This window comes from [Limnothrix rosea] IAM M-220, from assembly GCF_001904615.1.
In the GTDB taxonomy this organism is placed as follows: Bacteria; Cyanobacteriota; Cyanobacteriia; order Cyanobacteriales; family MRBY01; genus MRBY01.
This window is the reverse complement of the sequence record NZ_MRBY01000051.1, coordinates 1-13,078: the sequence shown is the minus strand read 5'-3', so window position 1 is coordinate 13,078 and position 13,078 is coordinate 1. Positions and strand designations below refer to the sequence as shown.

8 protein-coding genes are annotated in these 13,078 nt (G+C 46.0%); 6 read left to right on the top strand and 2 right to left on the bottom strand.

Annotated features, from left to right (window positions below):
* Window positions 1-121: 121 nt before the first annotated feature.
* Entirely contained in the window at window positions 122-2,371 is a 2,250-nt protein-coding gene (locus tag NIES208_RS15585) for a RelA/SpoT family protein (RefSeq protein ID WP_075893907.1), read from the bottom strand.
* An 891-nt stretch (window positions 2,372-3,262) separates the two neighbouring features.
* Between NIES208_RS15585 and NIES208_RS15580 the strand changes: the two genes are divergently transcribed.
* The 5 genes from NIES208_RS15580 to patD all read left to right on the top strand — a co-directional run bounded on the left by NIES208_RS15580 (window position 3,263) and on the right by patD (window position 9,460).
* Window positions 3,263-4,576: a CmpA/NrtA family ABC transporter substrate-binding protein gene (locus tag NIES208_RS15580; protein ID WP_075893906.1), complete on the top strand. Its 1,314-nt coding sequence runs from the start codon at window positions 3,263-3,265 to the stop codon at window positions 4,574-4,576.
* Between the two features lie 93 nt (window positions 4,577-4,669).
* The gene (gene ntrB, locus NIES208_RS15575; protein WP_075893905.1) at window positions 4,670-5,497 is read left to right on the top strand and encodes a nitrate ABC transporter permease; all 828 of its coding nucleotides are present in this window, start codon (window positions 4,670-4,672) and stop codon (window positions 5,495-5,497) included.
* A gap of 111 nt (window positions 5,498-5,608) precedes the next feature.
* A complete protein-coding gene (locus tag NIES208_RS15570; RefSeq protein ID WP_075893904.1) occupies window positions 5,609-7,624 on the top strand; it encodes an ABC transporter ATP-binding/substrate-binding protein in 2,016 nt (671 codons plus the stop codon).
* Window positions 7,625-7,693: 69 nt separating this feature from the next.
* Window positions 7,694-8,713 carry an ABC transporter ATP-binding protein gene (locus NIES208_RS15565; RefSeq protein ID WP_075893903.1) on the top strand — a complete coding sequence of 340 codons (1,020 nt, stop codon included), beginning with the start codon at window positions 7,694-7,696 and terminating at the stop codon, window positions 8,711-8,713.
* Between the two features lie 354 nt (window positions 8,714-9,067).
* Entirely contained in the window at window positions 9,068-9,460 is a 393-nt protein-coding gene (patD, locus tag NIES208_RS15560; RefSeq protein ID WP_075893902.1) for a heterocyst frequency control protein PatD, read from the top strand.
* On the opposite strand, the gene NIES208_RS15555 is transcribed toward patD, so the two are convergent.
* Window positions 9,423-10,622: a histidine kinase gene (locus tag NIES208_RS15555; RefSeq protein ID WP_075893901.1), complete on the bottom strand. Its 1,200-nt coding sequence runs from the start codon at window positions 10,620-10,622 to the stop codon at window positions 9,423-9,425. The genes patD and NIES208_RS15555 overlap by 38 nt on opposite strands.
* A gap of 316 nt (window positions 10,623-10,938) precedes the next feature.
* On the opposite strand from NIES208_RS15555, the gene NIES208_RS15550 reads away from it, so the two are divergent.
* On the top strand, window positions 10,939-12,528 hold the full coding sequence (locus NIES208_RS15550; RefSeq protein WP_075893900.1) for a glycoside hydrolase family 57 protein: 1,590 nt from the start codon (window positions 10,939-10,941) through the stop codon (window positions 12,526-12,528).
* Window positions 12,529-13,078: the final 550 nt, after the last annotated feature.

The window sequence follows — 13,078 nt, the reverse complement described above, 5'->3', positions numbered from 1 at the left end:
TCTATCTGTAGTGTCAGGAGCAAACTTTGCACTTTCCTTAACCTCAATGAATTGCCCAATTCGCGCCAGGACATTTGAACAGAAGCCCTATTGATCAGAGATACAGCGATCATCTAAATTTTCAGTCACGATCAACTTGAGTCACTCGACGTACATTGAGCGTATCACTAATATTCTTAATTTGATTCATGCTGTAATTTAGTTGCTGGGCATCACGAATATCGATACTCAGGGAAATGATGGCAGGTTTACTTTGACTCGTTTTGACGCTTGCTTTGCGGACATTAATATTTTGGTCGCTGAGACGAGACAAAATATCTTTTAGAACACCAACACGGTCAATAACTTCAATGCTGAGATCGATGGGATAGACAGGGGACTGTTTGTGTTCATGGCTCGGATTCCAATGCACTGGAATGAGGCGATCGCCCTCAAAATTATGGATATTGCTACAACTGCGATGATGAATAGAAATACCCTTATGACTGCGAGTGACAACACCAATAATCGGTTCCCCCGGTAACGGCGAACAGCAGCCAGCCAAACTATAAACAAGACCTTCAATACCTGCAATGGGATACTTATGGCTATCGGAGGTTAGGGTTTTTGATATTTTCGTCGGATTTAGAGAGGCCTCCGCTTCAAGTTGAGGTAGGTTCTCCTCCTCCTGATCCCGCACCATATCCCGCCAGCGATTTACCACATGCTTGAGGGTGACTTCGCCATAACCAAGGGCTGCCAACAAATCTTCCGTTTGCTGATAGTTGCACTTTTCCGCCACCGCTTGCATGGCATCGGATTTTAGGATGCTATCAAAGCCGCTTTTGCCCAATTCTTTTTCTAAAAGGCTGCGACCTCGAGCCAGATTTTCGTCGCGGTGGCATCGCTTAAACCATTGGCGGATACGGTTTTTAGCACTGGGAGTCACGACATAATTTACCCAATCAAGGCTGGGATGGGCATTTTTCTGGGTAATAATTTCGACAATATCGCCATTTTGGAGCTTGGTATCGAGCACACTCCAACGTCCATTAATCCGGGCTCCTTTCATATGATGGCCCACTTCTGTGTGGATACGGTAGGCAAAATCAATGGAGGTGGCTCCCTTAGCTAGAGCGATAACATCGCCATCAGGGGTAAAGACATAGACATCATCTTCAAACAAATTGTCTTTGAGGTTATCAATATATTCTTCAGCATCCTTGAGGTCACTTTGCCATTCCAATAGCTGCCGTAACCACGTAAATTTTTCATCTGTGGAAGAAATGGTGGCTCCCGAATGGCCGACTTCTTTGTATTTCCAGTGGGCTGCAATTCCGTATTCAGCGATGTGGTGCATTTCCATCGTCCGAATTTGCACTTCTAGGGGACGACCGTTCAGACCAACAACGGTTGTGTGGAGCGACTGGTAACGGTTTGGTTTTGGGAGGCCAATATAGTCTTTAAAGCGACCGGGGATGGGTTTAAAGGCATCATGAATGACGGCTAGGGCACGGTAACATTCATCATTACTTTCGACAATTATTCGAATACCGGCCACGTCAAAAATTTCGTCAAATTCTTTATGTTGTCGCTGCATTTTGTTGTAAATGCTGTAGAGATGCTTGGGGCGGCCTTTAATTTCCCAGACGTGGAGGTTGAGTTTGTGGAGGCGATCGCGCACCAGTTCAATGGCATCATTTACCCTTGCTTCCCGCTCGGTACGTTTTTCGGAGATGTGCTCTTGCATCGCCCGATAGGCATCCATTTCCAGATATTTAAAACAAAGATCTTCTAGTTCCCATTTAAAGCGCCAAATCCCTAAACGGTTAGCGAGGGGGGCGAAAATTTCTCTTGTTTCTAGGGCAATACGTCGTTGTTTGTCGGGGCGCAAATGTTCTAGGGTGCGCATGTTGTGGAGGCGATCGGCTAGTTTGACAACGATGACTCGAATATCCTCTGCCATCGACAAAAACATTCGTCGGAAATTTTCGGCCTGTCGCTCGGTTTTACTGGAAAATTTAAATTTGGTGAGCTTGGTGACCCCCTCAACTAGCTGCCGCACTTCCTCGCCAAAATGTTCTTCAATTTCTTCGGGTGTTACATCGGTATCTTCGACGACATCATGTAAGAAACCCGCAGCAATCATGGCACTATTGCCCCCCAGATCTCGCAATAGGCCAGCGACGGCGACGGGATGCTCAATGTAGGGTTTACCTGATTTGCGCTTTTGCCCTTCGTGGAGTGTATGGGCAAACCGAAAGGCCTTGCTAATTAGTTGGCGATCGCCCAAGGAGACTTCCGTCTCATCGACCCCATAAAGATAATCTTTAAGCCATGCAGGGAGAGGAATATCGAATTTTTCAGGAGCAGAAAGAGAAGAAACAGCCATAGCAAAAGATGAGGTAGAAACAAAGACAATGATTAAGAAACGGAAGATTCAGAGAACCTCAGAGAACTAAGACGATCCGCAGAAGTAAAGCATAAACTTTAGTTTTTCAGGTCTAAAGATATTGAGAAAAAATCAAAAGTCAAAAATCAAGCAAGCGGGCAATCAGGGAACAATACCTTCAAAGAAAGTTGTCGAAAGATCGCACGTTACGATGATTTTACTTATCCTAATTGTTGCTTAAAACCCTTTTTTCGGACAGAAAAGTTATTTCATCATTAAATTTACAGTTACTCCGCCAAGCCTAACCATCCATTCTCCGCCCAAAACCTCTACATCGGACAATCCTAACGTCACTACTACTAAGTCAGTACAACGAGATAGTAACCCGCCACCTCAAAACAACAGCACCTCATTGACTCATGATTTAACCTGAATTTTGCTTAAGAATGTTCAAAATACGAAGCAGCGAAGGAGAGAGTCAGTGACAGGGAGAGTTTTTACACAAACAATCACAAGCATCAAAAAAATGCGAACTTCAAGTGATTTTCCGTGTCTCTTTTTCCCCATGTTCCCCTTTCCCTAAGGAATTCAGATTGAATTCTTAACCCGAACTGACGTTGATTTAGCCTTAGGTGATGCGTTTCTTACATGAAGCTTGTAGAACAACCATAAAAAACCTGAATGACTGTAGTTTCCTATACAAAAGTTTATGTGCAAAAAAACGAATCTTTAGGTGTAATTCCTTAGTACCGCAATAGTCAGTCATAAACAGACATAAGCGAAAGCTTTAGGAAGTCTTTACATCGTCATTATGTTGACCCATGCCCTTCATCAGTATGGAACACGAAAATGATGATTGCTCCTCTTCAATACCAAGCTGATTAACCACCAATGAATCAATTTTCGCGACGCAAGTTTATCGTAACGGCTGCCAGTGCGGCGATTGGAACAACAATCCTCCATGGGTGCGGCAGTTCCGAAACCCCGGACACCGCGACCACAACAACCACTTCACCCCTTGTCGCTGGTGATAATGCCCCAGAAACCACCACCGCAACATTGGGCTTTATTGCTTTAACAGACTCTGCCCCCCTAATTATTGCCAAAGAAAAAGGCTTTTATGCTAAATACGGGATGCCAGATGTCATCGTCAAAAAAGAAGCCTCTTGGGCGACTACCCGCGACAATATTGTTCTAGGTTCCGAGAATGGTGGTATTGATGGTGCTCACATCCTGACCCCCATGCCTTACCTCATTAGTTTGGGCACAGTGACCGATGGTAAGCCCACGCCGATGTACATCTTGGCTCGCTTGAATGTGAACGGTCAGGGCATCATGCTCGGTAACAATTACAAAGATCTCAAGGTTGGTTTAGATACAGCACCGCTGAAGGAAGCCTTTGCTCAGGTAGATGGCCCCAAAGTCGCCATGACATTCCCCGGTGGAACCCATGATCTGTGGATTCGTTATTGGTTAGCCGCTGGTGGTTTAGAGCCAGAAAAAGATTTTTCAACCATTGTGGTTCCTCCGGCGCAGATGGTCGCCAACGTCAAAGTAAATGCCATGGAATCTTTCTGTGTGGGTGAGCCCTGGCCGCTGCAAACTGTGAACCAAGAGGTCGGTTATCAGGCGATTACGACGGGTGAACTTTGGAAAGATCACCCAGAGAAGGCGTTTGGTATGCGTAAGGAATGGGTAGACAAGCATCCGAAAGCAACGAAGGCGTTATTGATGGCTGTGTTGGAAGCGCAGCAATGGTGTGAGCAGCCTGAGAACAAAGATGAGATGTGTGAAATTGTCGCCAAGCGGGAGTGGTTCAAGGTTCCTTTTGAGGACATTATTGATCGCTCTAAGGGAACGTATGATTTTGGTAATGGCGAGCCGCCGTTTGAAGACACCGATCTGATGCAGAAATATTGGGCTGATTTTGCGTCCTATCCTTTCAAAAGCCATGATCAGTGGTTCTTAACGGAGAATATTCGTTGGGGTTATCTCCCGGCGAGTACGGATGTGAACAAGATCGTGGATGAGGTCAACCGCGAGGATCTATGGCGTGAGGCGGCGGCGGCGATTGGTGTGCCTGAGGCTGAGATTCCGACCAGTACTTCCCGTGGGGTTGAGACGTTTTTTGATGGTGTGGAATTTGATCCAGAAAATCCCCAGGCTTATCTAGATAGCCTAACTCTGAAGGCGATTAAGGCTTAATTTTACTGGGATCTGTAATCTTCCCCTGGGTATTCGGGGGAGGGTCTTTTTCCTTGTGCTTCGTATTATTTGTTGTTATTTCGGATTTGCATTATGGCTAGCTCTGCTACTGAGATTCGTCCCCGTCGTAAAAAGAATCCTCTCCGCTTTCTCTATGCGCCTAGGGTGATTCGTCCCCTTGTGGCGATCGCCGTATTATTGGTGATTTGGCAGATTGTTTGTGCGGGGCCGGATTCTAATTTACCCAGTCCAGTACAAGTATTTCAGGATACGAAGGACTTAATTTTTGATCCTTTCTTTGATGATGGCGGAACCAATAAAGGCTTAGGTTTGCAGATTTTAGCAAGCTTGACCCGTGTCGCCATTGGTTTTACTGGAGCCTCTGTGGTGGGCATTGGTTTAGGTATTTTAATCGGCACAAATAAGTTAGTTTATGATGCCCTTGATCCTGTATTTCAAGTATTAAGAACGATTCCGCCTTTGGCTTGGTTGCCCATTGCCCTAGCTTCGTTTCAGCAGGCAGAACCTTCCGCGATTTTTGTTATTTTCATTACGGCAATTTGGCCCATTGTGATTAATACAACGGTGGGTGTACAGCAAATTCCCCAAGACTATCAGAATGTTTCGCGGGTTTTAAGGCTATCGAAGGTGGAGTATTTCTTTAATATTCTTTTCCCTGCTGCTGTGCCTTATATTTTCACTGGTTTGCGTATCGGCATTGGCCTTTCTTGGTTGGCAATTGTTGCTGCGGAAATGTTAATTGGTGGTGTGGGAATTGGCTTCTTTATTTGGGATGCTTACAACAGTTCTTTGATGAGTGAAATTATTCTTGCTCTAATTTATGTCGGGATTGTGGGTTTGTTATTGGATCGCTTTATGGCATTTCTTGAAAAGGTTGTGGTTCCGGGAGAACACAAGTAAAGCTAGTTTTAATCGAGTTAATTAATGGACATTTTATACATAGCTGCAATGTTCATTAGGTTAACTATTTTATTACCACGTCCATCCGTTCTACTCATTGGTGATTGAATTATGTCGAGTAAATTTTTGAATTTTATTGAAGTTGACCACGTTGATAAAATTTTTCCGCTCCCCGGTGGCGATCGCTATATTGCGCTGAAAAATATTGAACTAAAAATCAAAAAGGGAGAGTTTATCTCGTTAATCGGTCACTCTGGCTGTGGTAAATCGACGCTCCTCAATATGATCTCTGGTTTGGATCGCCCGACTTTTGGTGGGGTGGTCGTGGAAGGTAAGGAGGTGGATGGGCCGGGGCCGGATCGGATGGTGGTGTTTCAAAATTATTCGCTGTTGCCTTGGTTAACGGTGCGCCAAAATATTGGTCTGGCGGTAAATCGTGTCCTCGAGCATCTGCCGAAGGGGGAACGTCAGCAGGTTGTTGATGAGCATATTGAATTGGTGGGTCTCAAGCGGGCAGCGAATCGGCGACCGGGGGAACTGTCTGGGGGAATGAAGCAACGGGTGGCGATCGCCCGCGCTTTAGCCATTCAACCGAAAGTATTGTTGTTAGATGAACCCTTTGGGGCGTTAGACGCGCTGACAAGGGGGAATCTTCAGGAAAAATTGCTAGAAATCGTCCAAGAAAAGCACATTACCTGTGTGATGGTCACCCATGATGTGGATGAAGCCCTATTACTCTCGGATCGGGTGGTCATGCTCACGACGGGACCAGAAGCCCACATTGGTCGCATCCTTGAAGTGCCGATTGATCATCCCCGCGAACGTTTAGAGGTGGTCAATCATCCTGAATATTACAATCTGCGCCATGAAATTGTGTACTTCCTCAACCAGCAGAAACGGGTGAGAAAGGGGGTCGGGCAGATTAGCCATGGGCCGGAAGTGGTGAATCAACCGGAAAAGGCGACGATCAATGTGGGTCTATTGCCGCTGAATGATAGTGCGCCCTTTATCGTGGCTCAGGAATTGGGTCTGTTTAAAAAGCATGGTTTAGAAAAGGTCAACCTCGTTAAAGAATCTAGTTGGCAGGCGATCGCCGATGGCGTGACGACCGGAGAACTCGACGCAGCCCAGATGGTGGCAGGCATGCCCATTGCCCTGACCGTCGGGTTGCATAATAAAGCCTCCATTCCCATGGTGAGTGCAATGGTTCTCAGCCGTAACGGTAACGCCATTACCCTGAGCAAAGAATTTCTAGACGCAGGAATCAAAACACCGCAGGATCTGAAAGAACATCTGCAAAATACGCCGGATCGTATCCTCACTTTTGGCGTTGTGTATCCCGCCTCCATGGAGAATTTACTCCTCCGTTACTGGTTGGCATCCGGTGGCATTGACCCCGACCAAGATGTCACCCTCACGATCCTATCCCCAGAAGAAATGGTGGACAATCTGCGTTCCGGGGCGATCGATGGGTTCTGCGTTGGCGATCCTTGGAATTCCCAAGCGGTGGCAGCCGGTTTAGGATATGTGATTGCCACAGATCTCGATATTTGGGCTGGTCATCCAGAGAAGGTCTTGGGGGCACGGGAAGATTGGGTTGCCAAAAATCCCAAGACCCACATTGCCCTAGTCAAAGCGTTACTAGAAGCCTGTGAATATTGCGACGATCGCCGTAATCGCACCGAAATTACAAAAATATTGGGTAGCTCGATCCTGAGCATTGACCCGGCGTTTTCTCAGGCTGGTTTTGCCGATGTTTTTGATTATGGTGATGGTCAGACCCCGGCGATGTTGCCCCGTTTCCACCAGTTTCACAATGAGCAGGCTAATTGTCCCGCACGGGGTGAAGGGCTCTGGATTTTGACCCAATTGGCGCGGTGGGGCTATATGCCATTCCCGAAAAATTGGCTCGAAATTACCGAGCGGGTGCGTCGCCCCGATCTCTTTGGGGAGGCTTGCCGTCAATTGGGTTGGCCGGACATTGAAGGCGATCGCCAAACTTTTAAGCTGATGGATGGCATGGTTTTTACCCCCAATGATCCCGTTAGCTACATCAAACGGTTTAGTATTCACCGCGAACTTACTGTCAGTGAGATTCAACTTCAGGAAACCATCGCTAATGTCTAACACTTGACCCAAAATTTATCGGAATCGAAATTTTCCTAATTTAGTCCATTCGCCCACCCGTGAACAATTATGATGACTGCACCCGAAACGTCCCTCGATCAAAAGACAACGACTGCTTTTCTGGAACTCAAAGATATCACCAAGGTTTACCCCACCAAAAAAGGTCCCCTGACCGTTTTAGACGGTGTCAATCTAACCGTTAATGAAGGTGAGTTCATCTGCATCATTGGTCACTCCGGTTGTGGTAAATCCACGATGCTGAATATGGTCTCCGGCTTTAATCAGCCGACCTCTGGCACAGTAACGCTCCACGGCAACCCGATTACGACACCGGGACCCGACCGGATGATGGTGTTTCAAAATTATTGTTTGTTGCCCTGGAAAAATGCCCATGACAACGTTGCCCTAGCCGTGAATACGGTCTGCAAAGATCAGCCGAAGTCAGAACGGGAAGCCACTATTCAGAAATATATGGAAATGGTGGGTTTAACGGAGGCCGGCAATAAAAAGCCCCACCAAATTTCCGGTGGTATGAAGCAACGGGTGGCGATCGCCCGCGCCCTCTCCATTCACCCCGAAGTGCTGATTCTCGATGAACCTTTTGGGGCATTGGATGCCATCACCAAAGAAGAATTACAAGACGAATTGTTAGAGATTTGGCGCGCCAATAAAATCACCGTTTTGATGATTACCCATGACATCGATGAGGCATTATTCCTCGCTGATCGCATTGTGATGATGACCAATGGCCCCAGTGCAAAAATTGGCGAAATTATGGAAGTGCCCTTTGAGCGCCCCCGCAATCGTAACGAGATGACGGATAGTCCCAAATACGTAGAATTGCGAAATTATGCCCTTGATTATCTCTTCCATCGTTATGCCCACGATGAGGATGATGATTTTGAAGATGAGCCGACTCCAAACCCCATGTTAAAAGTTGCGGGCATTGTCGGCGGTGTGGCGATCGCCGCATTAATCGGTTGGGGCATTTTTCAGGCGATCGCCCCCAAAAAAGACGCACCTGCTCCGACATCAATGAATTCCCAACTTTGTACATCAGGTTCCTGTTGGTCGCCAGAATTAAGTTAACGTTAATTATGGATAAAAATTTAGCCGAAATTCTTTATAGAAAGAAAGATACAGAGAGCAAGAGACATGGAGAATCAATGACCATTCGCATTCTTTGACACCTAGGATTATTTGCATAAAAACATCTCCCGATCTTTCACTCTCCGGTTCGCCGCGTCGTATTTGTAAACATTCTTAAGCAAATACTTAGGTTAGATTAGACCAGCGTTCTCGGTGCAGACAATCAAGTTTAAACGATCAAAGCGATCGCGATGACAGGGTGTGTTAGTCGACTGACGCACCTTTTTGTTATGTTTATCGATGTTTAGTCGATCAAGGCAGAGTTCTGAGGGGATCGAAGCGATACGAGAGTTTATGTCTACCACTTTACTAATCCAGTCCTATACTCATTTGCAAAATTACTTACAGCAACTGGCTTTACGCTTAGGACAAGGAGAGATTAATGCCAGTCAGGCGATCGCCATGGGTCAAGAATTAGCACGATGCTGGCAAACCCAATTAGCAACATCAACAGGAGAAAACCTCGCCCCCACCATCTTTTCCCAATGGCGATCGCTCCACACAGAGATCCACCGTGAATTAAGATTGCTTAGCATGGATTTGATGTTTCTAGGCAGCAGTCGTTCAGCCCAAACCCAAGCGGCCAAACAAAAAATAGCCGGCGATCGCCTCCAGAAAATCCTGCAATATTGCAGCCAAATCCAACAAATTATTTGCCCGGACGATCCACACACACCGGCAACGTAAAGTGAAATTCACTCCCCTGACCTAGCGTACTATCCACCCAAATACGGCCATGATGAGCCTGAATAATCCGGCGACAAACCGCTAAACCCAGACCATACCCCTCCTTCATAGAGTCACGCTTGAGACGAAAATGCCCCTCAAAAATCTTTTCCTGCTCATCCTCAGGAATACCATGACCATGGTCAACAATGCTCATTTGCACCTTCTGGAGCGTCCGGTGGAGACCCACCAATCTCACCTCACCATTGACCGAACTGTACTTAATCGCATTATCCAAAAGATTAACAAGCACTTGCCGCAACAACTCAGCATCACCATACACCTCAGGCAAATCAGAAGGCATATCCACCGTCAGCTTAATCGACCGACGCTGAAAACGACTATTCATCTGGAGCAAAACATCCTGACACAAATCATTTAAATCCATGCGACGGGGCTTAATATCCAACTTTGTCGACAATTGCCGAGACTCATCTAGAAGTTCCGTGATCATCCGGTTCATAATTTGCAACTGATTTTTCGCCTGTTGGTACAGCTGCTGTTTTAAATCACTCGTTTTATCCGTTTCCGGACGTTGCGCAATAATTTCGAGCGTTTCAAGGGCGATCGACGTTCCCGTCAAAGGACTCCGCAAATCATGGGCAAGCATCGCCAAAATTTGATCCTTAAACTCTATCTGTTTCGCCAACTCCTCCTTTTCACGCTGCAACTGGAAGATTTCATCCGACAGCCGCATCACATCCGCCGAATGAGAACGCCGTTCCGCATCCAATTCCTTACGTGCAGCTTGATCATTAAGACTACCAAACTCACCATAATGTTGTTTTAAGCCCTCTAAAGTATCTTGCCATTGTCCCCACCACCGTTGCAGATCCGGCAAAATACTACTACCAGCAAATACCTGCATAGGTTTTGGAAAAACTTTAACCAAAGACGGTGTCGCCACCAAACGGTACAGCTCCACCAGCTGGGGCTGCTCCTTAATGTCAACAATCTCTAACGAAAAATCATAATCATTACCCAACGTTGCCAGATAATCCTGCACCTGCTTAATATCAGCACGATGGGAAATACGATCATCAGTAAATAGCAATAGTTGCAGCTGGGGCACTACCGAAGCCGCTTGAGACTCATTAACTTCAAAATGCTTTTCAGAAGACACAGGCTTTCGACGCAGAATAAACGAGCCTCATCAAAAAAATATTCAGCAGCGTATCCCCACTAAAATTTCCGAAGAAATGGCAAATTAATCCCATTGCCCGCGAGACAGTACTGAATAATAACAATTGTAATCTCTCGAAGGTACTTTCAGCCAAGAGAAGCGCTCCCTCAGACTTTAGCAAGATGCGAGAGAACAACCAAATCGTTTTAAAATCTTAAAATGACTTTACCAAGTACCTGATCCCGACAGACGCTAATGGTCTAGTCAAACAATCTAAATCGTTACCTAGCGACATTCTTAAGGAAGGAATACCACTATGGCTTTAGGCTACGTTGCCCTTGTTCTCCATGCCCACCTGCCCTTTGTCCGTCACCCCGAAAGTGATTTTGTCCTCGAAGAAGAATGGTTATTTGAAGCGATTACAGAGACCTATATTCCTTTGCTCCACGTTTTTGAAGGTCTAAAGCGCGACGGGATCGATTTTAAAATCACCATGAGTATGACACCGCCGTTGGTGGCGATGCTTCGAGATCCACTCCTTCAGGATCGCTATGATGCCCACATGGCATTATTGATGGAGCTGGTAGAAAAGGAAATTGTCCATAATAAATACAATGGTCATATCAAGTATCTCGCTGAGTACTACCACAAAGAATTTAGTGCCATCCTGAGTACTTGGGAGCGCTATGACCGTGACCTTGTTAAAGCATTTAAGCAATTTCAAGATACCAATAACCTTGAAATTATTACCTGTGGTGCCACCCATGGTTACTTGCCATTAATGAAAATGTATCCTCAAGCAGTTTGGGCACAGCTCCAGGTTGCCTGTGAAAGCTATGAGGAAAATTTTGGTCGTCCGCCTAAGGGAATTTGGCTGCCGGAATGTGCTTATTATGAGGGTTTAGAGCGCATGCTAGCTGATGCTGGTTTACGCTATTTTCTGACGGATGGCCATGGCATTCTCTATGCGCGTCCTCGCCCTCGCTATGGTAATTATGCGCCGATCTTTACGGAAACTGGTGTGGCGGCTTTCGGTCGGGATCACGAATCGTCCCAACAGGTATGGTCTTCTAAGGTTGGTTATCCGGGTGATGTTTGCTATCGGGAATTTTATAAAGACTTGGGCTGGGAAGCGGATTATGAGTACATTAAGCCTTACATTATGCCCAACGGCCAGCGCAAAAATACAGGTGTGAAATATCACAGGATCACAAGTCGTGATGGTGGTTCGGGGGAAAAGGCGCTATATGATCCCTATTGGGCGAAGGAAAAGGCTGCTGAGCATGCTGGCAACTTTATGTATAACCGCCAAAATCAAGTGGGTCGTCTTAATAAAATGATGGGTCGCCATCCGCTTGTTGTGTCGCCCTATGATGCTGAGCTATTTGGTCACTGGTGGTATGAGGGACCATGGTTTATTGATTATTTCTTCCGTAAGTCTTGGTATGACCAAGATATTTATGATCTGACGCATTTGGCTGATTATTTGAGGATGGAACCGACTCAGCAGGTGGCGGTGCCATCTCAATCGAGCTGGGGTTATAAGGGATTCCATGAATATTGGCTAAATCATACGAATGCGTGGGTTTATCCTTATTTGCATAAGGCGGCAGAGCGTATGATCGAGTTGTCGACTCGGGAACCTGAGGATGAGCTGGAAGAACGGGCTTTAAATCAGGCGGCAAGGGAGTTGCTTTTGGCTCAATCTTCTGATTGGGCATTTATTATGCGTACTGGCACGATGGTTCCCTATGCTGAGCGACGAACGAAGAGCCATGTGTTGCGTCTTGAAAAAATTTATGAGGATGTGAAGATCGGCAAGATTGATTCGGGTTGGTTGGAGAAGGTGGAAAAGATGGATAATATTTTCCCGAATATTGACTACCGTGTTTATCGTCCGCTCTAGGGTTTGAAGGGTGTCAATGCTTGCTGAAGGGCGTTTTTTGAAACGGCTATGGGGTTTCTGTGGTTTCGCCGGGATTAATGGTTGCTTGATCATGGATGTGTAGCGGAGGCGATCGCCTATGGTGACGAAGTTTTTGCTTTTTTTGTTATTGATCCGTGGTTTTGCTGGAATATAAGGTTAATGGCATTGTGGGTGGGATTCTTGTTTGAATTGCGCTTCGGCTTGATGATAGTCTGCGAGTCTGTGGCAGTTGTTTATATTTGTTTGAAGGCGAATCTTTTGCGGTCATGTGGCCGTTGATTCGCTTTTTTGTTGGGCAAAATTTCATGTCAGAACTTTTATTGATAGTCAAAGCCCATAGGTTTAGGGCTAAAAAATTGGGGATTTATGAAATTCTAGCGAAGTAAACAAAACCTTTTAAACAATGCCTGATGCTTGAGCTCCAAGGCTTTGGTACTAATCTTGTCAACTTTGGCTAACCTGAGTTCGGTTTAAGAAACGTGAGTTTTGCTTAAGCATGCTCGGAAGTACGACGCGGTGAATGGGAGAG